This window comes from Tsukamurella paurometabola (assembly GCF_900631615.1).
Taxonomy (GTDB): Bacteria; Actinomycetota; Actinomycetes; order Mycobacteriales; family Mycobacteriaceae; genus Tsukamurella; species Tsukamurella paurometabola_A.
In genome coordinates this window covers 2,620,573-2,644,391 of the sequence record NZ_LR131273.1, presented here as the reverse complement: position 1 = coordinate 2,644,391, position 23,819 = coordinate 2,620,573, and the positions used below count along the sequence as shown (strand labels likewise).

22 protein-coding genes are annotated in these 23,819 nt (G+C 69.7%); 6 read left to right on the top strand and 16 right to left on the bottom strand.

Going from position 1 to position 23,819, the window contains the following annotated elements; translation table 11 throughout:
• Nucleotides 1–60 precede the first annotated feature (60 nt).
• Nucleotides 61–522, bottom strand: coding sequence for an SRPBCC domain-containing protein (locus ELY19_RS13225; protein WP_227966818.1), 462 nt, complete (start codon nucleotides 520–522; stop codon nucleotides 61–63).
• 110 nt (nucleotides 523–632) lie between these two features.
• Here ELY19_RS13225 and ELY19_RS13220 point away from each other — a divergent pair, with 110 nt between their 5' ends.
• Both ELY19_RS13220 and ELY19_RS13215 read left to right on the top strand, forming a co-directional pair.
• Complete coding sequence (locus tag ELY19_RS13220) at nucleotides 633–2,270, top strand: MDR family MFS transporter (RefSeq protein WP_227966816.1); 1,638 nt, start codon at nucleotides 633–635, stop codon at nucleotides 2,268–2,270.
• 50 nt (nucleotides 2,271–2,320) lie between these two features.
• Nucleotides 2,321–2,890: an META domain-containing protein gene (locus ELY19_RS13215; protein WP_126196609.1), complete on the top strand. Its 570-nt coding sequence runs from the start codon at nucleotides 2,321–2,323 to the stop codon at nucleotides 2,888–2,890.
• On the opposite strand, the gene ELY19_RS13210 is transcribed toward ELY19_RS13215, so the two are convergent.
• Entirely contained in the window at nucleotides 2,891–4,705 is a 1,815-nt protein-coding gene (locus ELY19_RS13210) for a glycerol-3-phosphate dehydrogenase/oxidase (protein WP_227966814.1), read from the bottom strand.
• 27 nt (nucleotides 4,706–4,732) lie between these two features.
• Between ELY19_RS13210 and glpK the strand changes: the two genes are divergently transcribed.
• On the top strand, nucleotides 4,733–6,292 hold the full coding sequence (glpK, locus tag ELY19_RS13205; protein WP_126196608.1) for a glycerol kinase GlpK: 1,560 nt from the start codon (nucleotides 4,733–4,735) through the stop codon (nucleotides 6,290–6,292).
• Between the two features lie 67 nt (nucleotides 6,293–6,359).
• Entirely contained in the window at nucleotides 6,360–7,517 is a 1,158-nt protein-coding gene (locus ELY19_RS13200) for an aminotransferase-like domain-containing protein (protein WP_126196607.1), read from the top strand.
• Between the two features lie 13 nt (nucleotides 7,518–7,530).
• On the opposite strand, the gene eno is transcribed toward ELY19_RS13200, so the two are convergent.
• The 5 genes from eno to ELY19_RS13175 form a co-directional block, all read right to left on the bottom strand.
• A complete protein-coding gene (gene eno, locus ELY19_RS13195; protein WP_227966812.1) occupies nucleotides 7,531–8,817 on the bottom strand; it encodes a phosphopyruvate hydratase in 1,287 nt (428 codons plus the stop codon).
• Complete coding sequence (gap, locus tag ELY19_RS13190) at nucleotides 8,814–9,833, bottom strand: type I glyceraldehyde-3-phosphate dehydrogenase (RefSeq protein WP_126196606.1); 1,020 nt, start codon at nucleotides 9,831–9,833, stop codon at nucleotides 8,814–8,816. Before gap ends, eno begins: the two co-directional genes overlap by 4 nt.
• Before the next feature lie 82 nt (nucleotides 9,834–9,915).
• Nucleotides 9,916–10,944, bottom strand: coding sequence for a class II fructose-bisphosphate aldolase (gene fbaA, locus ELY19_RS13185; protein ID WP_126196605.1), 1,029 nt, complete (start codon nucleotides 10,942–10,944; stop codon nucleotides 9,916–9,918).
• A gap of 64 nt (nucleotides 10,945–11,008) precedes the next feature.
• A complete protein-coding gene (gene pyk, locus ELY19_RS13180) occupies nucleotides 11,009–12,439 on the bottom strand; it encodes a pyruvate kinase (protein ID WP_126196604.1) in 1,431 nt (476 codons plus the stop codon).
• 56 nt (nucleotides 12,440–12,495) lie between these two features.
• Complete coding sequence (locus tag ELY19_RS13175; protein ID WP_212555446.1) at nucleotides 12,496–13,449, bottom strand: sugar-binding transcriptional regulator; 954 nt, start codon at nucleotides 13,447–13,449, stop codon at nucleotides 12,496–12,498.
• A 185-nt stretch (nucleotides 13,450–13,634) separates the two neighbouring features.
• On the opposite strand from ELY19_RS13175, the gene ELY19_RS13170 reads away from it, so the two are divergent.
• Nucleotides 13,635–14,666 (top strand): ATP-dependent 6-phosphofructokinase, encoded by a 1,032-nt coding sequence (locus ELY19_RS13170; RefSeq protein ID WP_126196602.1) that lies wholly within the window; start codon nucleotides 13,635–13,637, stop codon nucleotides 14,664–14,666.
• Between the two features lie 47 nt (nucleotides 14,667–14,713).
• Here ELY19_RS13170 and galK read toward each other — a convergent pair whose 3' ends face one another.
• The 8 genes from galK to ELY19_RS13130 all read right to left on the bottom strand — a co-directional run bounded on the left by galK (nucleotide 14,714) and on the right by ELY19_RS13130 (nucleotide 22,892).
• Nucleotides 14,714–15,802 carry a galactokinase gene (galK, locus tag ELY19_RS13165; RefSeq protein WP_126196601.1) on the bottom strand — a complete coding sequence of 363 codons (1,089 nt, stop codon included), beginning with the start codon at nucleotides 15,800–15,802 and terminating at the stop codon, nucleotides 14,714–14,716.
• Complete coding sequence (gene galT, locus ELY19_RS13160) at nucleotides 15,799–16,899, bottom strand: galactose-1-phosphate uridylyltransferase (RefSeq protein ID WP_126196600.1); 1,101 nt, start codon at nucleotides 16,897–16,899, stop codon at nucleotides 15,799–15,801. Before galT ends, galK begins: the two co-directional genes overlap by 4 nt.
• Entirely contained in the window at nucleotides 16,896–17,696 is an 801-nt protein-coding gene (locus ELY19_RS13155; RefSeq protein WP_126196599.1) for a DeoR/GlpR family DNA-binding transcription regulator, read from the bottom strand. Before ELY19_RS13155 ends, galT begins: the two co-directional genes overlap by 4 nt.
• Nucleotides 17,683–17,982 carry a hypothetical protein gene (locus ELY19_RS13150; protein WP_126196598.1) on the bottom strand — a complete coding sequence of 100 codons (300 nt, stop codon included), beginning with the start codon at nucleotides 17,980–17,982 and terminating at the stop codon, nucleotides 17,683–17,685. Before ELY19_RS13150 ends, ELY19_RS13155 begins: the two co-directional genes overlap by 14 nt.
• A gap of 12 nt (nucleotides 17,983–17,994) precedes the next feature.
• On the bottom strand, nucleotides 17,995–19,695 hold the full coding sequence (locus ELY19_RS13145) for a sodium:solute symporter family protein (protein WP_126196597.1): 1,701 nt from the start codon (nucleotides 19,693–19,695) through the stop codon (nucleotides 17,995–17,997).
• Between the two features lie 118 nt (nucleotides 19,696–19,813).
• Nucleotides 19,814–20,545, bottom strand: coding sequence for an SDR family oxidoreductase (locus ELY19_RS13140; protein ID WP_126196596.1), 732 nt, complete (start codon nucleotides 20,543–20,545; stop codon nucleotides 19,814–19,816).
• Between the two features lie 76 nt (nucleotides 20,546–20,621).
• Entirely contained in the window at nucleotides 20,622–21,476 is an 855-nt protein-coding gene (gene sigJ, locus ELY19_RS13135; RefSeq protein ID WP_126196595.1) for an RNA polymerase sigma factor SigJ, read from the bottom strand.
• A gap of 12 nt (nucleotides 21,477–21,488) precedes the next feature.
• Nucleotides 21,489–22,892 carry an NAD(P)H-quinone dehydrogenase gene (locus tag ELY19_RS13130; protein WP_126196594.1) on the bottom strand — a complete coding sequence of 468 codons (1,404 nt, stop codon included), beginning with the start codon at nucleotides 22,890–22,892 and terminating at the stop codon, nucleotides 21,489–21,491.
• 88 nt (nucleotides 22,893–22,980) lie between these two features.
• Between ELY19_RS13130 and ELY19_RS13125 the strand changes: the two genes are divergently transcribed.
• The gene (locus ELY19_RS13125) at nucleotides 22,981–23,475 is read left to right on the top strand and encodes a gamma-glutamylcyclotransferase family protein (protein WP_126196593.1); all 495 of its coding nucleotides are present in this window, start codon (nucleotides 22,981–22,983) and stop codon (nucleotides 23,473–23,475) included.
• A gap of 79 nt (nucleotides 23,476–23,554) precedes the next feature.
• Here ELY19_RS13125 and ELY19_RS13120 read toward each other — a convergent pair whose 3' ends face one another.
• Nucleotides 23,555–23,791: a hypothetical protein gene (locus ELY19_RS13120; protein WP_126196592.1), complete on the bottom strand. Its 237-nt coding sequence runs from the start codon at nucleotides 23,789–23,791 to the stop codon at nucleotides 23,555–23,557.
• Nucleotides 23,792–23,819 lie beyond the last annotated feature (28 nt).

Sequence of the window (23,819 nt, the reverse complement as noted above, 5' to 3'; positions counted from 1 at the left end):
GTTCGGGTCCGTGACCGTGGGATGCCGGTCCGTAGCCGCACGCCGGTGCGGCCGGACGGGTCAGCCGGCGAGTTTCTCCGCCTGCCGCACCAGCCCGTCGACGTTCCCGTCGAAGCCGCGGCGCAGATGCGCGCCGAGGAGGACCCCCACGACGGGCGACAGCGGACCGTCGAGCTGGAAGTGCGAGGTGTAGCGCGACCGGCCGCCGCCCAGGTCGACGACGTTCTGCTCGCGGATGCTGCGCAGCAGTCCCGCGGGCGCGGGCTTCATGGCGTACGCGAAGCCTCGGCCCTCGTCGACCGAGACTATGTACTCCTTCTGCGTCATCAGCTTCGGGGGCCGGAGCGCCACCCGCATGGTGATCGCGCCGCCCGGACGCAGGTCGCAGGTCGCCTCGACGGCGAAGGGATTCCACTGCCCGTAGGCGTCGAAGTCGGTGAGCGCCTGCCAGACGAGGGCGGCCGGGGCGGCGATCTCGCGGGTGTGGTCGATGGTGAAGGCCATGCCATCAACGTAGAACATGTTCCACCCGTTGCGAGGTGGGTCACACGGTAATGAGGTGGCGGAATATCTTCGCCGACGTTACAGTTGCACCCTGCACGTTATTGCTTAGAGCTTTGAAGGAAGGTCCGATGTCCGAGATCACGGCGGAAGCCGCACCACAGGCCTCGGCCCCCATGACGCATCGGGAGATCCTCGAGGTCATGGCGGGCCTACTCGCCGCACTGTTCACCGCCCTGCTGAGCACCACCGTCGTCTCGACGGCGCTGCCCAGGATCATCGACGACCTGGGTGCGTCGACGACGGCGTTCTCCTGGGTCATCACCACCGCACTCCTCGCGAACGCCGCTTCCACCCCCATCTGGGGCAAGCTGGCGGACCTGTTCAACAAGAAAGTCCTGGTCCAGGCTGCGATCATCATCTTCGTGGCGGGCTCGGTCCTCGCCGGCGCCACCCCGAACGTCGAGGTGCTGCTGGTGGCCCGCGTCATCCAGGGCATCGGCATGGGCGGCCTGACCGCCCTCGTCGTCGCGATCATCGGCAGCATCGTCCCGCCGCGCGAACGCGGCCGGTACTCGGGATACATGGGCGCCGTCATGGGCGTGTCGATGGCCGGCGGCCCGATCCTGGGCGGCGTGATCACCGATCACATCGGGTGGCGCTGGTGCTTCTACGTCAGCGTCCCGCTCGCCGTCGCCGCGCTGATCCTCATCCAGCGCACGCTGCATCTCCCGTCGACCCGCAAGGACGACGTCTCCATCGACTGGCTCGGCGCGACGCTGCTGACCGCGGGCGTGTCCGTGCTGCTCATCTGGGTCTCCTTCGCCGGCAAGAACTACGGCTGGGTCTCCACGTCGTCGGCCGTGTACCTGATCGCCGGCTTCGCGCTGCTCGTCGCGACGGTGTCCGTCGAGCTGCGCGCCAAGGATCCGATCATCCCGATCGGCATCATCACCGAGCGCACCACCGCGCTCGCGATCATCGCCTCGATCGCGGTCGGTGTCGGCATGTTCGGCGCCATGTCCTTCCTGGGCCTGTACTTCCAGAACTCGCGCGGGTACAGCCCGACCATGGCAGGTGTCCTCACGATCCCCATGGTGGTCGGCATGCTGTTCTCGTCGGTCGTGTCCGGCCAGCTCATCACCCGGTTCGGCAAGTGGAAGCGCTTCGTCGTCGGCGGCGCCATCGTCATGGTCGCCGGCTTCGCCCTGCTCAGCGGCATCGATCACCTGACGCCGATCTGGCAGGTGCAGGTCTACATCGCGATCATGGGCTTCGGCGTCGGCGCGCTGATGCAGAACCTCGTGCTCGCGGTGCAGAACACCGTGAGCGTGCAGAACATCGGCGCCGCGTCCAGCTCGGTCGCCTTCTTCCGGACGTTCGGCGGCGCGATCGGCGTCTCCGCCCTCGGCGCGGTCCTCACCGCCCGCGTCACCGAGCTGGTCAAGGAGGGCGTGGTCGCGAACCACGTCCGCGATCCGCACAGCCCGCTCATCCGGGAGATCACCAACGCGGCCTTCGGCGACGCGACGGGCAGGATCTTCCTGGTGTCCACCGCATGCGCGATCGTCACGCTGATCGCGGTGGCGCTCCTGCCGAACAAGCCGCTCCGCACGACACTCGACCTGGAGCCCGGCGTCGCGTCCACCCCCGTGGGCGTCGCCATCGGCGAGGCCTCGATCGACCCTTCCACCAGCGCGGATGCCGCGTCGGACGGTGCCACCGAAGGCCGGGGAAGCACCCGGGCGGGCATGATCAAGACCAACTGAGGTGTAACTGAAGGTGCGCAAGGGGCAGGTGAGGCGGCATAATCGGACACATGATCCGTCAGTCCGCCTCCCTCGCCCTTCCGCTGCTCGCGGGAGCCGCGGCCCTCACCGCCGGGTGCGCCGCCTCCGCGGGCGCCGACCCCGCCACGTCGACGAGCGTCGCCGCGCCCGCCTCGTCGTCCCCGTCGAAGCCCGCCCTCGTGGGCTCGCAGTGGCGCCTGAAGTCCGACCCCGCCGCCTGGTTCCGGGTACAGGGCTCGAACATCACCGGCAACGACTCCTGCAATTCGCTCACCGGTACGGGCTCGTCGCTGGCGACGCCCGACCGCGTGGACTTCGGCGCCGGCCTCGCGGCGACGACGAAGTACTGCCCGGATCCCAAGGGGACCCAGACCGCGATCAGCGAAGCCCTCAAGGGCGAGCGGATCTGGTCGCGCAACGGCACCGAGCTGGTGCTCACCGACCCCGACAACAACCGGTCGTGGACGTTCGTCCTGACCCCGGCCGGGGCCTCCTCGAGCACGCCCGCCACCCCGTCGACGGTGCCCTCGGCGGCCGTCACCTCCTCTGCGACGGCCTCGGCACCGGCGTCCGCCGTGGCGAGCGCGCCGGCGCGCTGATCAGCGCTTGAGTGCCCGCGCCTGAGCGGAGGGCACCGGCACGGGCTCGAGGATCTCGCCCCGGGCCTCGGGCGCGGCGGCGCGCAGGGCGTCCGCGGTCTCGTCGTCGGGCATGTTCTGCGACTCGATCTCGGCGGCCACGCGCGCGCCGTAGTTCTCCAGCTCCCGCGCGATGTCGGCGGCCGACCAGCCCAGCACGGGCGCGATGAGCTCCGCGACCTCGGCGGCGGCCTCGAGCCCGCGGTCGGGGTACTCGATGGAGATGCGGGTGCGCCGGGCGAGCACGTCCTCGAGGTGCAGCGCGCCCTCGGCCTTCGCCGCGTACAGCGCCTCCACCCGCAGGTACTGGGGCGCCCCGGCCAACGGTTCCAGGAGGCCGCGGTCACTGTCGGCCAGCGCGAGCACGTCGCCGATGAGCGAGCCGTACCGGTTCAGCAGATGCGTCACGCGGTGCGGGTGCACGTCGTGCTCGCGCGCGATCGACGTGGTCTGGTTGGTGAGGGCGTAGTAGCCGTCGGCCCCCAGGAGCGGCACCTTCTCCGTGCAGGACGCGGGGATCTTGTGCGGCAGGTAGGCCTCGGCGGCGTCCACCGCGTCCGAGGCCATCACCCGGTACGTCGTGTACTTGCCGCCCGCGATGGTCACCAGGCCGGGCGCGATCGCGGCGACGGCGTGCTCGCGCGACAGCTTGCTGGTCTCGTCCGACTCCCCCGCCAGCAGCGGACGCAGGCCCGCGTACACGCCGGTGATGTCGTCGCGCGTGAGCTCGGTGATGAGCACCTTGTTCACGTGGTCGAGGATGTAATCGATGTCCGTCGCCGTGGCCGCGGGGTGCGCCAGGTCGAGGTTCCAATCGGTGTCGGTGGTGCCGATGATCCAGTGGATGCCCCACGGGATCACGAACAGCACGCTCTTCTCCGTGCGGAGGATGAGCGCGACGTCGCTGACGATGCGGTCGCGCGGCACCAGGATGTGCACGCCCTTGCTCGCACGCACGCGGAACCGCCCCTTCTGGTGCGAGAGGGCCTGCAGTTCGTCCGTCCACACGCCGGTGGCGTTGATGACGACCGTCGACCGGATCTCGGTCGTGGCGCCCGTCTCGCTGTCGCGGACGACCACGCCGGAGACCCGGTCCGCCTCCCGGAGGAAGTCGACGACCTGCGTCGACGTGCGGACCACGGCGCCGTAGTGCGCGGCGGTCCGGGCGACGGTCATGGTGTGCCGGGCGTCGTCGACGACCGTGTCGAAGTAGCGGATGCCGCCGATCAGCGCGCCGCGCTTGAGGCCGGGTGCGAGCCGCAGCGCCCCGGCGCGGGTGAGGTGCTTCTGCGCGGGCACCGACTTGGCGCCGCCCATCGTGTCGTAGAGGAACATGCCGGCGGCCATGTAGGGCCGCTCGATGACCCGCTTGGTGAGCGGCGCCAGGAAGGGCAGCGGCTTGACCAGGTGGGGCGCCAGCGTCGAGAGGGAGAGCTCGCGCTCGTGCAGGGCCTCGCGCACCAGGCCGAACTCGAGTTGCTCGAGGTAGCGGAGGCCGCCGTGGAACATCTTCGAGCTGCGCGAGCTGGTGCCCGACGCGAAGTCGCGGGCCTCCACCAGGGCCACCTTGAGGCCGCGGGTGGCCGCGTCGAGGGCCGAGCCGACGCCGACGATGCCTCCGCCGATCACGACGACGTCGAACTCCTCGGAACCGAGCCGGTCCCAGGCCTGCGCCCGGTACTGCGGCGACAGCAGCGACACGGCGGTCGCAACGCCCGCGGACGCCGCCCCGGAAGTCCCCGGGGTCGTGGCGGTTTCAGGGTTGGCAGCGTTCATCTGTGATCACCATGTCAGTATTCGGTCGTGGCTCTTTCATCGCGCGACCCGCAGTTCGTCGCCGCAATCGACCAGGGCACCAGCTCGACGCGGTGCATCATCTTCGACCGGCGCGGGACCATCGTGGCCTCCGAACAACGGGAACACGACCAGATCTTCCCACGCGGCGGCTGGGTGGAGCACGACGCCACGCAGATATGGGTGAACACGCGCCTGGTGTGCGCGGAGGCGCTGGCGGCGTCCGATCTCACCGCCGCCGACATCGCGGCCGTCGGGATCACCAATCAGCGCGAGACCGTCGTGGTCTGGGATCGGGCCACGGGCGAGCCGATCCACAACGCCATCGTCTGGCAGGACACGCGCACCGACGCGCTGTGCGAGGAACTCGCCGCCGTCGGCCTCGACGAGCCCGATCGCGACCGGTTCAAGGCCTCGTGCGGCCTGCCGCTGTCCACCTACTTCTCGGGTCCCAAGATCGCCTGGATCCTCGACCACGTCGACGGTGCCCGGGAGCGCGCCGAGCGCGGAGAGCTGTGCGCCGGGACCATCGACTCGTGGCTGGTGTGGAACCTGACCACCGACGACGACTTCGGGACCGGGCCGGACCGGTCCGACACGGCGCGGCCGCTGCACATCACCGACATCACGAACGCCTCGCGGACGATGCTGATGAACCTGGCGGACGGCGCCTGGGATCCGGCCACCTGCGCGGCGATGGGGATCCCCATGGCGATGCTGCCCGAGATCCGTTCCAGCGCGGAGGTCTACGGCACCGTCCGCGAACGCGGCGTCTTCGGCGGGGTGCCGATCGCCGGGATCCTCGGCGATCAGCAGGCCGCGATGTTCGGGCAGGCGGCCCTCGACGAGGGTTCGGCGAAGAACACGTACGGCACCGGTAACTTCCTCCTCCTGAACACGGGCGAGCGGCCGATCTTCAGCGAGCACGGCCTCCTGACGACGGTCTGCTACAAGCTCGGCGACGAGGCGACCGTGTACGCACTGGAGGGCTCGGTCGCGGTGAGCGGCTCGCTGGTGCAGTGGCTGCGCGACAACCTGGGCATCATCTCGACGGCGCCGGAGGTCGAGGACCTCGCGACCGGGGTGCCCGACAACGGCGGCGTCTACGTGGTGCCGGCGTTCTCGGGCCTGTTCGCGCCGCGCTGGCGGCCGGACGCCCGCGGGGTGATCGTGGGCCTGACCCGCTTCTCCGACAAGCGGCACATCGCGCGGGCCGCGCTGGAGGCCACCGCGTACCAGTCGCGCGAGGTGATCGAGGCGATGAACGGCGACAGCGGTATTCCGCTGACCGAACTGCGCGTGGACGGGGGCATGGTCGTCAACGACACGCTGATGCAGTTCCAGGCCGACGTGCTCGACGTGCCGGTGATCCGCCCGCGGGTCATCGAGACCACCGCGCTCGGCGCCGCCTACGCCGCGGGCTACGCGACCGGGGTGTGGACGCTGGACGAGATCCGCACCAACTGGGCGGAGGACGCGCGGTGGCTGCCGACGATGCCCGCGGAGCAGCGTGAGCACCTGTACGCCGAGTGGAACCGCGCAGTGGAGCGCACCCTGAACTGGGCCTGAATCAGCATTTCTCATATATTGAGATATTCGTCTCGACAATTGGGAGCTGCGCTGAGAGAGTGCTCGCATGTCCGAGGAATCCGGTTCCCTGTCCGTCCGGGCCGTGCGCGGCTCGGCGATCCGTGACCTGCTCGCGGTGACCGAGCGTCCCGGGGTGATCTCGCTCGCGGGCGGCCTTCCGGCTCCGGAGCTGTTGCCCACCGATCGGGTCTCCGCGGCGGCGGAGGCGGCCCTGCGGTCCCCGGCGGCGCTGCAGTACGGCGTGACCACCGGGGTGCCGGCGCTCCGTGAGGTGGTGCACGCGCGCGAGACCGCGATCGTGGGCCGGGATCCCGGCGCGGTGGTCGTGACGCACGGCTCGCAGCAGGCGCTCTCGCTCCTCGCGCAGGCGCTGCTCGACCCCGGCGACACGGTGATCGTCGAGGACCCCGGCTACATCGGCGCTCTGCAGGCCTTCGACACCACGCGAGCCCGCGTCGTCGGCGTGCCGATGGACGCCGAAGGGATGCGCGTCGACGAGCTGCGTCCGCTGCTCGAGCGCGGAGGGGTCCGCATCGTCCACACCGTCTCGAACTTCCACAACCCCGGCGGTGCCACGCTGTCCGAGGAGCGGCGGCGCGAGCTCGCCGGCCTCGCGGACGAATTCGGCTTCTGGATCATCGAGGACGACCCGTACGGCGGCCTGCGGTTCGCGGGTTCGACGGTGCCTCCCGTCGCCGCGTTCTCCGACCGGGTGCTGCGTCTGTCGAGCGCGTCGAAGATCGTGGCGCCGTCGCTGCGCGTGGGGTGGATGCACGGTGACGCCAGGGTGTTGGCCCTCGTGGAGCGGCTCAAGCAGGGCGCCGACCTGTGCGGCTCGAGTCTCACGCAGGCGATCGCCGCGGAGCTGCTCGCCGATACCGCGTGGCTCGACCGGCATGTCGCCGGCATCCGCGCCGTCTACGCCGAGCGCGCGTTGGCCCTGCACGCCGCGCTGGTCGACGCCTTCGGTGATCGCCTGCGCCTGACGAAGCCCGAGGGCGGCATGTTCCTCTGGGGTGAGTTCACCGACGGCACAGCGACGTCCGCGCCGCTCACCGCGGCCGTCGAGGCGGGTGTCGCCTACGTTCCCGGCTCGGCCTTCGCGGTGCGGCGCGATCTCGGCCACGCCCTGCGGTTGTGCTTCACGACCGGATCGCCGGACGACCTCCGCGAGGCCGTCCGGCGACTGTCGACGGTGCTGTGATCAGTCGGGCTTGTCAGGCGCCGTAGCGGGGGAAGGCGGTGTCGCCGGCGTACCGCGCGGCATCGCCGAGCTCCTCCTCGATGCGCAGCAGCTGGTTGTACTTCGCGACCCGCTCCGACCGGGCCGGCGCACCCGTCTTGATCTGGCCACTGCCCACGGCGACGGCGAGGTCCGCGATGGTCGTGTCCTCAGTCTCACCCGAACGGTGACTCATCATCGACTTGTAACCGTTGTTATGCGCCAACGCCACCGCATCCAACGTCTCGGTCAGCGTGCCGATCTGATTCACCTTCACCAACAGAGCGTTCGCAGCACCCCGAGCGATACCGTCCTCAAGCCGCTCCGGGTTCGTCACGAACAGATCATCACCCACCAACTGCACCTTGTCGCCGATCGCATCGGTCAGATCGACCCAGCCCTCCCAGTCGTCCTCCGACAACGGGTCCTCGATCGAGACCAGCGGGAACTCCCCGATCAGACCCCGGTAGAACTCCCCCATCTCCGCCGCGCTCAGGGTCTTGCCCTCGAACTTGTAGCCCCCCGAGCCGTAGAACTCCGTCGCCGCCACATCGAGCGCGAGCGCCACATCGGAGCCCAACTGCAGGCCGGTCTTGCCGATGGCCTCGGAGATCAGGTCCAGCGCCTCGCGGGTGCCGGCGACCGACGGCGCGAAACCACCCTCATCACCCAGCCCCGTGTTCAACCCCTTGCTCTTGAGCACCGACTTCAGGGCGTGGTACACCTCCGCACCCCAGCGCAGCGACTCCTTGAAGGTCTCGGCACCGATCGGCGCGACCATGAACTCCTGCACATCGACACCACTGTCCGCATGGGCGCCGCCATTGAGAATGTTCATCATCGGCACCGGCAGAATGTGCGCGTTCGGGCCACCCAGGTAGCGGAACAACGGCAGCGCCGCCGACTCCGCCGCGGCCTTCGCCGCCGCCAACGACACACCCAACAGAGCGTTCGCACCCAGCCGGCTCTTATCCGGAGTGCCATCCAGATCCAGCAACGTCTGATCGATGATCCGCTGCTCATCCGCCGGAATGCCGATCACCTCCGGCGCGATGACCTCCAGCACCCCCTCGACGGCCTTCGTCACACCCTTACCCAGATACCGGTCGCCACCATCGCGCAGCTCCACGGCCTCGTGCTCACCGGTGGACGCACCCGACGGCACCGCCGCACGGGCGAAGCTGCCATCGGCCAACACGATCTCGACCTCCACCGTGGGGTTACCACGCGAATCGAGAATCTCGCGGGCGCCTACCTGGATGATCTCGCCGGCGGTCGTCACAGCGACTTCCCCACCAGGCCGGTGAGATCCACGAGACGGTTGCTGTAGCCCCACTCGTTGTCGTACCAGGAGACCACCTTGGCCTGGCCGTCGATGACCTTGGTGAGTCCGGCGTCGAACAGCGAGCTGTGGGGGTCGGTGACGATGTCGGAGGAGACGATCGGGGCGTCGTAGTACTTGAGGATGCCCTTGAGCTTCCCCTCGGCCGCGGCCTTGAGGGCGGCGTTGATCTCGTCGACGGTGGCCCGCTTGCCCAGTTCGACGGTGAGGTCGGTGACCGAGCCGGTGGGGATCGGCACGCGGAGCGCGTAGCCGTCGAGCTTGCCCTTGAGCTCGGGCAGCACGAGGCCGATGGCCTTCGCCGCGCCGGTCGAGGTGGGCACGATGTTGATCGCGGCGGCGCGGGCGCGGCGCGGATCCTTGTGCGGGCCGTCCTGCAGGTTCTGGTCCTGCGTGTAGGCGTGGACGGTGGTCATGAGTCCGCTGACGATGCCGAACTCGTCGTTGACCACCTTCGCGAGCGGGCCGAGGCAGTTCGTGGTGCAGGAGGCGTTGGAGATGATGTTCTGGCTGCCGTCGTACTTGTCGTCGTTGACGCCCATCACGATGGTGATGTCCTCGCCCGAGGCGGGAGCGGAGATGACGACCTTCTTGGCGCCGGAGTCGAGGTGGCCCTGCGCCTTGTCGCGCGCGGTGAAGATACCGGTGGACTCGACGACGACGTCCACGCCGAGGTCGCCCCACGGCAGCGCCGACGGCCCCTCGCGGACCTCGAGCGCCTTGATGACCTGATCGCCCACGCGGATGGAATCGCCGTCGGCGACCACGTCCGCATCGAGGCGTCCCAGGATCGAGTCGAACTTCAGGAGATGCGCCAGCATGGCGTTGTCGGTCAGGTCGTTGACCGCGACGATCTCGATGTCGGCGGCGCCGCCGAGGGCCTTCTGGGCGGCGACGGCCCGGAAGAAGTTGCGGCCGATCCGGCCGAATCCGTTGATGCCTACGCGAATGGTCATGGTCGTGTTCCTTTCGGGTGTGTCCGTTCGCGGTGTCTCCGCGGCGACGGACGGGATGAGTCTGGGGCGCAGCCGGTCCCGGCTACGTCGTGCTGATGGACTTGCCGGCGGAGTGCAGATCGTTGCACGCCTCGACGACGCGCTCGGCCATGGAGGTCTCGGCCTTCTTCAGGTACGAGCGGGGGTCGTAGGTCTTCTTGTTGCCGACCTCGCCGTCGATCTTGAGCACCCCGTCGTAGTTGGCGAACATGTGCCCGGCCACCGGGCGGGTGAACGCGTACTGGGTGTCGGTATCGACGTTCATCTTCACCACCCCGTAGCTCAACGACTCCTCGATCTCATTCTTGAGCGAACCCGAACCGCCGTGGAAGACGAAGGAGAACGGCTTACTCCCGGCCGGCAGCCCCTGCTTCTCCGCCGCGACCGCCTGCCCATCGCGCAACACCGCCGGACGCAGCTTCACATTCCCCGGCTTGTACACACCATGAACGTTGCCGAACGTCGCCGCGAGCAGATACCCGTCCGTACCCAACGCGTCGACGGTCTTCGCGAAATCCTCATCGGAGGTGAACAACTTGTCGTTGATCTCGTTCTCGACACCGTCCTCCTCACCACCGACCACACCGATCTCGATCTCCAAGATGATCTTCGCCGCCTTCGCCCGAGCGAGCAGATCCCGCGCGATCTCCAGGTTCTCCTCCAACGGCACCGCCGACCCGTCCCACATGTGCGACTGGAACAACGGATTCCGGCCGGCATCGACCCGCTCCTGCGAAACCGCCAACAGCGGCCGCACATACGAATCGAGCTTGTCCTTCGGGCAATGATCGGTGTGCAGCGCGACCGTCACGTCGTACCGCGCCGCAACCACATGCGCGAACTCCGCCAACGCGACCGCACCCGTGACCATGTCCTTGACCCCCAAACCGGAACCGAACTCGGCACCCCCGGTGGAGAACTGAATGATCCCGTCACTACCCGCATCGGCGAAACCCTTGATCGCCGCATTGATCGTCTCGCTCGACGTGCAATTGATCGCCGGATAGGCGTAGCCGCCCTCACGGGCGCGGTCCAGCATCTCCCGGTAGGCCTCGGGGGTCGCGATGGGCATGTCTGTCCTCTCCGTGGATGCTCGGCATCCGATTGGGTTTCGATGTCGTTGGGGCCGTGGGCCCTCAGTGGTCGTCTTCGCCGATGCGGTGCACGTGGACGAGGTTGGTGGAACCGACGGTCCCGGGGGGCGCGCCGGCGACGATCACGACCTGATCCCCGCGGGAATAGTCACCGATGCCCTCGAGCGAGTGGTCGACCTGCCGGATCATCGCGTCGGTGCTGTCGGCACCGTCGACGAGGAAGGTCTCCGTACCCCAGGACAGGGCGAGCTGGCTGCGGACCTCGGGCAGCGGCGTGAACGCCAGCAGCGGCAGCCGCGTGTGCAGGCGCGCCAGCCGGCGCACCGTGTCACCGGACTGGGTGAACGCGACGAGGGCCTTGGCGTTGAGCCGCTCCCCGATATCGCGGGCCGCGTACGACAAGACGCCCGGCCTGGTGCGCGGCACGTGATTGAGGGGAGGAATGGACGGCGCTCCGTCGTCGACGTTCTCGACGGCCTGCACGATCTTGCCCATCGTGCGCACCGTCTCGATCGGGTACTTGCCCACCGACACCTCACCCGAGAGCATCACCGCGTCCGCACCGTCGAGCACCGCATTCGCCACATCCGAGGCCTCCGCCCGCGTCGGACGGCTGTTCTCGATCATCGACTCCAACATCTGCGTCGCCACGATCACCGGCTTGGCGTTCTCCCGCGCGATCTGAATCGCCCGCTTCTGCACCAGCGGCACCTCCTCCAGCGGCAACTCCACGCCCAGATCACCACGCGCGACCATCACCGCATCGAACGCCAGAATCACCGCCTCCAGATTCTCGATCGCCTCCGGCTTCTCCAACTTCGCGATCACCGGAATCCGCCGACCCACCCGGTCCATCACCGCATGCACCCGCTCGATATCCGCCGGCGACCGCACGAACGACAGCGCAATGAAATCCACACCCAACCCGAGCGCGAACTCCAGATCCTCGATGTCCTTCTCACTGAGCGCCGGCACCGACACGTTCATCCCCGGCAGGGACACACCCTTGTTGTTGGAAACGGGGCCACCCTCAGTGACCTCACACACCACATCATTGCCGTCGACAGAGACGACCTTCAGGCCGACCTTCCCGTCATCGACCAACAACCGATCACCCGGACGCGCGTCCTGCGCCAACTCCTTGTACGTGGTCGACACCCGATCATGCGTACCGACCACATCCTCGACGGTGATCCGCACCGTCTCACCCGTCTCCCACACGGTCCGACCGTCGCCGGCGAACCGACCCAGCCGGATCTTCGGGCCCTGCAGATCAGCGAGGATCCCGACAGCCCGGCCGGTCCTATCCGACGCGGCACGCACGCGGTTGTAGTTCACCGCATGGTCGGCGTGTTCGCCATGGCTGAAATTCAGGCGCGCAACATCCATGCCCTCCTCAACGAGAGCGAGCACCTTCTCATCCGTTCCGACAGCAGGGCCCAGGGTGCAGACGATCTTGGTTCGACGAGTCACAGGACGGAACGTATGCACCCGCGATCGGAGTGACAACCGTCACGCCCATATGGGCACTATGCGTGATCGGCGGACTCCGCCGGTGCGACGCGCAGTAGCGAGATGGCGGTCTCGCGGTCGGTCACCAAGGACGTGACCACGCCGCTGATCAGGCTGGCGCGGATGGCCTCCACCTTCTGGTGACCGCCGGCGATGGCGATGACCTCGTCGACGGCGCTCAGTTCGCGGTACGAGATGGCGAGTGTGCGGCCGCTGTAGGTGGTGCGCACGGGGCGCCCTGCGGCGTCGAACTGGATGGCGCACAGCTCGGCGGCGACGTTGAGTGAATCCAGTTCCGCCCGGCCCTGATCCGACAGCATGGCGTAGACCTGCGAACCCGTGAGGTCCAGACTCCCGACGGCCACGACGGCCACGGTGATCCGCTGCCACAACGCCATCGCGGCGGCGATGTTCGGCTGCCGGGCGAGCGCGGCCTTCATCCGCTGGTCCGACATGATCAGCGGGGCGTAGATCGGGTACTGCGGCCCGTGCGAGACCGATGTCAGCTGGCGCACCAGGTCGACGGAGCTGGCCTGCACATCGCCGACGACGCCGGACATCTGGACGATCGTGCACGGCGGCAGGTCGCGGACGTGCTGCGCCATCGCGTCGAGGGTTCGTCCCCAGCCGACGCCCAGCACGTCGGTCTCGGTCACGACCTCACTGAGCAGGTCGGCGGCGACGCGGCCCAACCCGTGGCGCAGGCCGTCGAAATCGGTGAACGAGCCCGTCGCGACCAGCGCGCGCCGCAGCCCGTAGGCGCGGCGCAGCCGCTCGGACAGGTCGGCGTCGATCGCCGAATCGGTGTTGATCTCGATGCGGACCAGGCCCGATTCGAGGCACGCGTCCAGAATCCTGGCCACCTTGTAGCGCGACAGCCCGTACTCGGCGCCGATCTCCATCTTCGACTTCCCGTCGAAGTAGAACCTCCGCGCGATGGCTGCTGCCCGGACCACTTCGGCCGGCCCCATGGAACCCACTCGACACCTCCTCGGGACGCCGCGGTCGGGCGACCGCGCCCCCCTCAGCGTAGAGCCGGACCGCATCGATTCGCGCCCATATGGGCGCGACCGTTGTCGAAACGTTCCGATCGGCGTGTGATGGGACGGTACGACGACGGCCCGACGGCCGCGTTCCCACGGACGAAAGGGACGAAGTGCGGATCGGAGTGTTGACCGGCGGTGGCGACTGCCCGGGCCTGAACGCGGTGATCCGGGCGGTGGTCCGCACGAGCGATTCCCGCTACGGATCGGCGGTCGTCGGATTCCAGGACGGATGGCGCGGCCTCCTCGAGGACCGGCGCGTGCAGTTGTCCAACGACGATCGCAACGACCGGCTCCTCACCAAGGGCGGCACGATGCTGGGCACCGCCCGCACCCACCCCGACGTGCTGCGGGCGGGCCTGGACCGGATCAAGCAGACCCTCGACGACAACGGCATCGACGTCCTCATCCCCATCGGCGGCGAGGGCACCCTGACCGCCGCCTCCTGGCTCGCCGACGAGGGCGTCCCGGTCATCGGCGTGCCGAAGACCATCGACAACGACATCGACTGCACCGACGTCACGTTCGGCTTCGACACCGCGCTCACCATCGCGACCGACGCGATCGACCGGCTCCACTCAACCGCCGAATCCCACCAACGCGTCATGATCGTCGAGGTGATGGGCCGCCACGCCGGCTGGATCGCACTCAACTCCGGCCTCGCGTCCGGCGCCCACGCCGTCCTCATCCCCGAGGTCCCGTTCGACGTCGACGACCTGTGCACCATGATCAAGCGCCGCTTCCAGCGCGGTCACTCCAGCTTCATCGTCGTCGTCGCGGAGGGCGCCAAACCCGCCGAGGGCACGATGGAACTGCGCGTCGGGGGCACCGACGAGTTCGGCCACGAACGCTTCACCGGCGTCGCCCACCAACTCGGCGTGGAGATCGAGAAGCGGATCAACAAGGAGGTCCGCACGACGGTCCTCGGGCACGTCCAGCGCGGTGGAACCCCGACCCCCGCCGACCGCGTCCTCGCCACCCGCTACGGCGTCAACGCCGCCGACGCCGCCCACGCAGGCAAGACCGGACAGATGGTCTCCCTCCGCGGCACCCAGATCAGCCTCGTCCCCCTCGCCGACGCCGTCCAGCAACTCAAGCGCGTCCCGCGCGAGCGCTACGACGACGCCGCGGCGTTCTTCGGCTGAGCGCGTGCGGCCCCGGCCGGGGCGAGATCACCGGGTCCCGAACGTGATCACCCACCGGGGAGGAGGTGGGCGCCACGTCCCGGCCGCACGGCGGAGACGGTCGGCGCGGGATGCCCGGCGCGGACGACGCGGTCCGGCAGTGATTCCGTGATCCGGCGCGCCACCGGAGCCGGTGCCAGTGCGATGACGGTGCCGCCGAACCCACCACCGGTCATGCGGGCACCGTGGGCGCCGAGCTCGACCGCGATGTCCGCGATGAGATCGATCGCGGGCACGGTGATCTCGAAGTCGTCCCGCATCGAGGCCTGCGAGGCGTTCATCAGCGCACCGAATGCGGCGTGGTCCGAACGGCGCAGCGCCGCGGCGGCGTCGAGCACCCGACGGTTCTCGGTGAGCACGTGCCGGGCGCGGCGGCGGATCTCCCCGGCCTGCAGCGATTCCCAGGCGTCGTCCGCCGCGTCCCGGAGGGCCGCGACGCCGAGCCGGGCGGCCGCCGCCTCACACGCCTCGCGTCGCGCGCGGTACTCGCCGGCCGCGTGCTGATGCGGCGTCCGCGAGTCGATGGCCACCAGGACGTCGTCGCCCAGGCGCAGCGGCACGGGGTCCACCGACACCGATCGGAAGTCGAGCAGCAGCGCGGTGTCCTCAGCGCCGTACAGGCTGCTCATCTGGTCGAGCAGGCCGGTCGGTGCGCCGACGTAGTCGTTCTCCGCGCGCTGCGCGATCCGGGCCAACACGGTCCGGTCCTGCGGCGCGTCCGGCGCCGCGCCGGCCAAGGCCAGCAACACCGCACACTCGAGGGCCGCCGAGGACGAGAGCCCCGCCCCCACCGGCACGTCCGACGTCAATCGGAGCGTGCCGGCGGGGACGTCGACGCCGTGCTCGCGGAGGGCCCACACACACCCCGCGACGTATCCCGCCCAGCCCCGAACCTCACCCGGGCCGGTCCGCAACGGGATCGTCACAACGCCGTCCTCCTGCGCGGAGGAGACTTCGATCGCGGAACCCTCGCCCGCCGTGTCGAACTCGGCGGTCACCCCCACCTGGAGGGCGATGGGCAACGCGAAGCCGTCGTTGTAGTCCGTATGCTCCCCGATCAGGTTCACCCGGCCGGGGGCGTACGCGCGCACCGTCATCCGATCACCCGCCGCACCTCGTCGGCGATCGCCTCCGGGGTCTTATCGGTCACGAAGGCGTCGCGGCCGGATTCCGATCCGGCCAGGTACTTGAGTTTGTCGGCGCTGCGCCGGATGGAGAACATCTCCGCGTGGAGGTAGCCCTCGGCGGCGTCGGCCCGGTACTGGTGCCACGAGGCGATGTACGGCAGCGGCGCGTCGTACATCGCGTCGAAGGCGCGGAGCAGCAGGAGGTAGACCGCCGCGAGGTCGTCGGCCTCGGCCTCGGTGAGCTCGGCGAGGTTGCGCACGTGCCGGTTGGGGTACACGTGCACCTCCACGGGCCATTTCGCCGCGTAGGGCACGAACGCCGTGACGTGTTCGGTGCGCACGAGGATCCGGGCACCGTCGGCGACCTCGGCGGCCAGCACGGCCTCGAACAGGTCCGCGCCGTTCTCGGCACGGTACTGCGCCGCGGTGCGCAGCAGCGACGCCGTGCGGCGGGTGCGGAACGGGTAGCCGTAGATCTGGCCGTGGGGGTGCGGCAGCGTCACCCCGATCTCCTCGCCCCGGTTCTCGAAGCAGTACACCTCCTCGATGTCGCCGCGCGCCAGCAGCTCCGAGGTCCGATGACTCCAGGCGTCGATCACCAGCCGGGCGTGACGCCGGGAGAGCCGGGCGAACGACCCGTCGTGGTCGCTCGCGAAGCACACCACCTCGCACCGGCCCAGCCCGGGCCGCTCGACGCGGAGCGGGTCGGCCCCCGCGCCGGTGGGGGGTTCGAAGCCCGCCGGCGTCGCCAGCGAGGGGAAGCGGTTCTCGAAGACCACGACCTCGTAGTCCGCGGCGGGGATCTCACTCGACAGCCCCGACGGGTCGGGACACAACGGACACATCGTGCGCGGCGGCTTGTAGGTGCGTTCCTGCCGGGCGGGCGCCACGATGATGTTGTCGCCGGTCGTCGGATCGCGCCGGACGGTGGTGACGGGCACCGTCGGGCGATCGGGCAGGTCCCGGCGGTCGACGCCGATGGCCGGCGGACCGTCGGACGAGAAGAAGAGGATCTCGCGGCCGTCCGCGAGCCGCGATGCGGTGGGGGCGGCGATGTCTCGTGTCACCGCGCGACTCCCTCCGCGATCGTCAGCGGAACCGCCGAGGCCAGCGAATCCCGGGCGGTGCGGCCCAGCCCGTCGTCCACGATCAGGGCGTCCACATCGGCGAAGCGGGCGAACAGGTGCGCGCCGATCTCGCCGTACTTGGTGTGATCCGCGAGCAGCACGGTCGAGCGGGCGCTGCCGATGAGCCTGCGGTTCGTCTCGGCCTCACCGATGTTGGGCGAGGTGAAGCCGGCGCCCGGGTCGATGCCGTGGCAGCCCAGGAGGGCGACGTCGCAGCGCACGCGCTCGAGCATCGCGTTCGCCACGGGCCCCACGAGGGCGTCCGACGGGGTCCGCTGTCCGCCCGTGAGTTGGACGGCGGACGCGCTCGTCGGATCAGCGGCGGCCTCGTCGGGGTCCGTGAGGACGTGGAAGATCGAGATGGAGTTCGTCACGACCGAGACGCGCCGTCCGCGCAGCAGGCGGGCGAGTTCGAGCGTGGTGGTGCCGGCGCCGACCGCCACCGTCATCCCCTCGTCGACCAGTCCCGCGGCGACGGCGGCGATGGCACGCTTCTCCGCCGTGTCGCGGACGGCCTTCTGCGCGGACAGGGGCTCCACACCCCGACCGGCCCCGCTGTTGGAGAGGACCGCCCCGCCGTGGACCTTGGCGAGCTCCCCAGCATCGGCGAGCCGGTCCAGGTCACGGCGAATGGTCATCTCGGAGACGCCGAGATCGGCCGCCAGGTCGATCACCCGGACGGAGCCGCGGGCCGTCACCTCCTCGAGGATGATCCGACGTCGGTCAGCTGCCAGCACGCTTGACCCCCACCACGGCCCACGCCTCGAAGGCGATGGCCACGAGGACGAGCGCGCCGCCCACCCAGAGGTTCCCGGCACTGCCCGCGGCCAGCTCGACGCGGTCCGGGGTGTGCTCGAACTCGCGGGCGCCGAACTCCGCGAACGACGGCACGAGCCCCGCGATCAGGAGCAGGACGCCGTAGATGCCGAGGAGGGCCGCGATGACGGTGCGGATGTCCGACAGGAGCGCCAGTGTCACGGACTTCGGTGCCGGGGCGGACGCGGTGACGTTGTCGTTGGTCATGGTTCAGACTCCTCAGTGGAAGATCACGCCGAGTACGACGGTCGTGGTGAGTACCGCGGCGCCGAGGGGCACCGGGCGCGAGTACCAGGGTGCGGCGCTGTCGTCCTCGCCGCGCAGAGTGGCCTTGTCGGTGAGCGAGTAGACGTACCCCGCCAACTCGGACTCGGGCTTGGGTTCGGTCACCGCGGAGACGAGGACCGACACCAGGATGTCGACCACGAAGGCCGCGGAGGCGGCCACGAACGCCATGCCCTGACCGGGCAGGTCGATGACACCGGTCTGCTGCATCACGAAGACGACGATCGCGGCGAGTGTGCCGGACACCAGGCCCGCCCAACCGGCGGTGGGCGTCATCCGCTTCCAGAACATGCCGAGCAGGAAGGTGGCGAACAGCGGCGCGTTGAAGAAGCCGAACAGCGTCTGGAGGTAGTCCATCAGGTTGGAGTAGCCGGCGGCGATCGTCGCGGTGCCGATCGCGAGGATCACGGCGGCGACGGTCGCGATCTGGCCCACGCGGATGTAGTACGAGTCCTCGCGGTCCTTGACCACGTACTGCTGCCAGAGGTCGTAGCTGAAGACCGTGTTGAAGGCCGAGACGTTGGCCGCCATCCCCGCCATGAACGAGGCGATGAGGCCCGCGACGGCCACGCCCAGCAGACCGTTCGGCAGGATGTCGCGCATCATGAGCAGCAGGGCGTCGTTGTACGTGATCCCCTCCGGCGCACCGTTGTTCTTGAGATTGATCATGTCGCCGACCGCCGCCGCGCAGATCATGCCGGGCACGACCACGACGAAGGGGATGAACATCTTCGGAATCGCACCGATGATCGGGGCGCGCCGCGCCGCGGACATCGAATCGGAGGCCATGGCCCGCTGCACCTCGACGAAGTTCGTGGTCCAGTAGCCGAAGGACAGGACGAAGCCGAGCCCGAAGACGATGCCCACGACCGACCAGACCGGCGACTCGAAGCCGCTCAGCGCCTGTCCGGGCCAGGTGTGCAGTTGGTCCGCGACGGTGGCGGTGACGCCCTTGTCGGAGCGGGTCTCGATCACCTTCTCCTTGAGGCCGCTCCAGCCGCCGACCTTGATCAGGCCGATGACCGTGAGCGGGACCAGCGCGGCGAGGATCACGAAGAACTGCAGGACCTCGTTGTAGATCGCGGCGGAGAGACCGCCCAGCACGGTGTAGGTGAGCACCACCGCCGCGGCGACCAGCAACGAGACCCAGTGCGGCCAACCGAGGACCACGTTGATCACCGTGCCGAGCAGGAACAGGTTGACACCCGCGATGAGCACCTGGGCCACCGCGAAGCTCAGCGAGTTCACCAGGTGCGCACCGGTACCGAAGCGCTTGCGCATGAACTCGGGGACGCTGCGCACCTTCGAGCCGTAGTAGAACGGCATCATCACGATGCCGAGGAAGACCATCGCCGGGACGGCGCCGATCCAGTAGTAGTGGAACGTCGACATGCCGATCTGGGCGCCGTTGGCGGACATGCCCATGATCTCGACGGCACCGAGGTTCGCGGACACGAAGGCCACGCCGGTCACCCAGGCGGGGAGCCGCCTACCGGAGAGGAAGAAGTCGAGGCTGGACGCGACCTGAGTACGAGCGAGGTACCCGATGCCCAGGACGAACACGAAGTAGATCGCGACCAGCGTGTAGTCGAGCAGTCCGACGTTGAGTCGGAGTGCATTGTCGGCGAGGAGCATCGCGCCTCCAGGATCGCAGGAACCAAACCTCACGAAAGGTAACAGACATGAACATCATCTCTGATCGTTTCTGTGACATGTCGTGAGATTCCGAGGCGCGATGGTCCCGCGCCGGCGATCAGCCGAAGAACCTCGTCGCCGCGATCTCCGCGTCCGGACCCGGCAGCAGCGTGTCCTCGCGCAGGCGCGCTCCGAAGTACGTCGCCTCCGGATCGCGCACGACGGGACGCCCGTCCCCGGCACCGGCGAGCGCCCTCCGGACCAGGTCATCGAGGGCGAAGACGTCCGGTCCCGCGACCTCGATGCGATCGTCGACCGGGGCCCCGAGCGCGGCGCGCACGACCGCCGCGGCCGCGTCGTCGGAGGAGATGGGCTGGATGCTCGCGCCCGGCAGCCGCACCGCCCCGTCGACCTCCGACGCGGCGGCGATGCCGGGGACGAACTCGAAGAACTGCGTCGCACGGACGATCGTGTAGGGCACGCCGCCGTCCTCGATCAGGCCCTCCTGGGCGATCTTGCCGCGGAAGTAGCCGCTCGCCGCGAGCCGGTCGGTGCCCACCACGGACAACGCGATGTAGCGCGCGACCCCGGCGGATCGGGCCGCGGTGAGGAGGTTGGTGGTGGCCGAGGTGAAGAACTCCAGCACCGCCGCGTCCTCGAACGACGGCGAGTTGGCGACGTCCACCACGCCGTCGGCGCCCGCGAGAGCTTCCGCCAGTCCCTCGCCGGTCACCGCGTTCACGCCGGTGCTGGGGGCGCCCGCGAGGGCGTCGTGCCCCGACGCGGAGAGCCCCGCCACCACCTTCGATCCGATCAGCCCGGTGCCGCCGATCACCACGAACCTCGCCATGTTCCGTCCTCTCGATCCGGCCCGAACGGTTCGGGCCTCCACATCGAGGACCGGACGGCACGCCGATCCGTGACCGTCAGGCGAAACCGGCCAGCTTCGCGGGGTTCATGACCCACATCAACCGGGTGATCCCCGCTTCGGACGCCGTCGGGCACAGCAGGGCGACGGGCGCACCGTCCACGAGGAAGACCGCCCCCGGCAACCCGTTGACCTCGACGGTCCGTGCGGACGCGTCGGCCATGAAACGCACCGAGAAGCCTGCGACGAACCGCGCCACCGCGTTCGCCCCCACCACCGGGCGGCGTCCCGCACGCCGGGCACCACCACCGTCCGTCTCGCTGACCACGTCGGCCACCAGCACCGCCTCGAGCCCCGCGACGTCGCCGTCCCGCGCCGCGGCCAGGAAGGCGTCGAGCAACGTGCGCACCCGCTCGCGGCTGACCGTCGTACGGCGCTCCCCGGCCACCCGGGTCCGGGCCCGGCTGACGAGCTTCCGCGCGGTGGCCTCCCGCACCTGCAGGATCTCCGCGATCCGGTCGTAGGGATGGTCGAACGCCTCGCGGAGCACGTACGCGGCCCGCGCCTCGGGCGACAGCCGCTGCAGTACGTGCACCACGGCCAGTTCGAGCGCCGCGGACCGTTCGGCACCGAGCGCGGGATCCGCGGCGGTGTCGACGGGCGTCGGGAACCACTCCCCCACGTACTGCTCACGGCGCACCCGCGCCGACTGCGCCAGGTTCAGCGCCAGCCGGGTCACCGTCACTACCAGGAACGCCTCGGGGTCGCGGACGGTGGCGTGATCGACGCCGCGCCACCGCAGCCACGCGTCCTGCACGACGTCCTCCGCGTCGGGCGCCGAGCCCAGGACCCGGTACGCCACGCCGAACAGCCGCGGCCGCAGCGTCTCGAAGACGCCGTCGTGATCGCTCACGGGCGGGGCGGGCTACGCCAGGTCGTCCTGGCGCATCAACTGCCGGGCCGCTTCGGTGACGGATCCGGCGAGCGACGGGTAGACGGAGAACGTCTGCGCCACGTCGTCGACGGAGAGACCGTTCTGCACCGCGATGGTCAGCGGGAGGATCAGCTCGGAGGCGTTCGGCGCCACCACCACACCGCCGATGACGAGACCCGTGTTGGGCCGGCAGAAGACCTTGACGAAACCGCGCCGCAGGCCGGACATCTTGGCCCGCGGGTTCGTGGCGAGCGGCAGCATGACGGTGCGCGCCTGGTACGTGCCGTCGTCGATCGCGGCCTGGGAGACGCCGACGGTGGCGATCTCCGGGCGGGTGAAGATCGCCGACGAGACGGTCTTGAGCTTCACGGGCGAGACGCCCTCGCCGAGGGCGTGGTACATCGCGACGCGGCCCTGCATCGCGGCCACGGAGGCCAGCGGCAGCACCCCCGTGCAGTCGCCGGCCGCGTAGATGCCGGGCACCTTGGTCCGCGAGACCCGGTCGACGGGGATGTAGCCGCCCTTGTCCAGCTCGATGCCCACGTCTTCGAGACCGATCCCGGCGGTGTTGGGAATGGATCCGACGGTCATGAGGCAGTGCGAGCCCTCCACGGTGCGACCGTCGGTGAGCCGGACGACGATGCCGTCCTCGGTGCGCTCCACCTTGTCGGCGTAGGCGCGCTTGACCAGCGAGACACCGCGGTCGACCAGCGCGTCCTCGAGGACCAGCGCGGCGTCCTCGTCCTCGTGCGGCAGCACACGGTCGCGGGAGCTGACGAGCGTCACCTTGATGCCGAGCTCGGTGTAGGCGTGCACGAACTCCGCCCCCGTGACGCCGGAGCCGACGACCACCAGGTGCGTCGGGAGCTCCTCGAGGTCGTACAGCTGGCGCCAGGTGACGATCCGCTCGCCGTCGGGCTGCGCGGACTCCAGGACGCGGGGCGAGGCGCCCGTCGCGACCAGCACCACGTCGGCCTCGAGGGTCTGCTCGCCGCCGGTCGGGGTGACCACGTTCACCACGTGCTGCGCCATGCCGGGGTTGCTCGGCGCGAGCGAGGCACTGCCGCGGATGATGCGCACGCCCTCGCCGACGAGGCGCGCGCGGATGTCGGCCGACTGCGCCGCGGCGAGGTCCTTGACGCGCGTGTTGATCCGCTCGACGTCGATCTCGACGCGCTCGAAGTGCAGCTCGATACCCAGGTCGACGGCGCGCCGGGTCTCCGTGCGAATGCCGGTCGAGGCGATGAAGGTCTTCGACGGTACGCAGTCGTAGAGAACGCAGGCGCCGCCGATCCCGTCGGACTCGACCACCGTGACGTCGCCGCCGTGCGCCACCGCCACCAGTGCTGCTTCGTACCCCGCCGGACCGCCGCCGATGATCACGATGTTCGTCATGGCTGCAACGCTAGCGCCCGCCGCGCCGCCGCGTGCGGGCACCGTCGGGCGAGCCGTGCGGGTGGCCGGGCGCGCTAGAGTTCAGTCTGTGCCGATCTACGCCGCCTACGGCTCCAACATGCACCCCGACCAGATGGCCGAGCGCGCCCCGCACTCGCCGATGGCAGGTACGGGGTGGCTGCACGGGTGGCGCCTGACCTTCTCCGGCGAGGACATCGGCTGGGAGGGCGCCCTCGCGACCGTGACCGAGGATCCGTCCGATCCGGACGCGAAGGTCTTCGTGGTGCTGTACGACGTGACGCCCGACGACGAGGCCTCCCTCGACCGGTGGGAGGGCTCCGAGCTGGGCATCCACGTCAAACTCAAGGTCCGCGTCGACCTCATCGGCGGCGGGTCCACCCTGGCCTGGCTGTACGTCGTCGACGCCTTCGAGGGCGGCCTGCCGTCCGCCCGCTACCTCGGCGTCATGGCCGACGCCGCGTACATCGCCGGTGCGCCCGAGGAGTACGTCCTCGACATCCGCACCCGCGAGTCCCGCAACGTCGGACCCGGGCCGGGCGCATCCGCCGACGGCGCGGAGTAGTCCCCGAAACTTCACTCCGGATGGCCGGGACGGCCGATACCGCCGCCCCGCGCTGCTGGAGTCGACTTTCGGTCCGGGCTCACACCGCTTCAGGACCGCAGTTCGCCGGTGCGGGCTCGACGGCCGCCGCCAGCCGGCGCAGCGCGCGGGCCAGTCCGGGACGCACGCCCCGTCGCCCGGGTGCGACGGTGCGGCCCGCTCGGTTCCGGCGCACCCGGTCCCGCTCCGATCGGTCGTGCGCGTCCGCGAGGCGGGCGTAGACTGCTGCCGTCGGAGGATCCGCCGCCAGGTTCCAGTGCTCTCGATGTTCGCTCATGCTCCGAGCACACACGAACCCCGCCGCG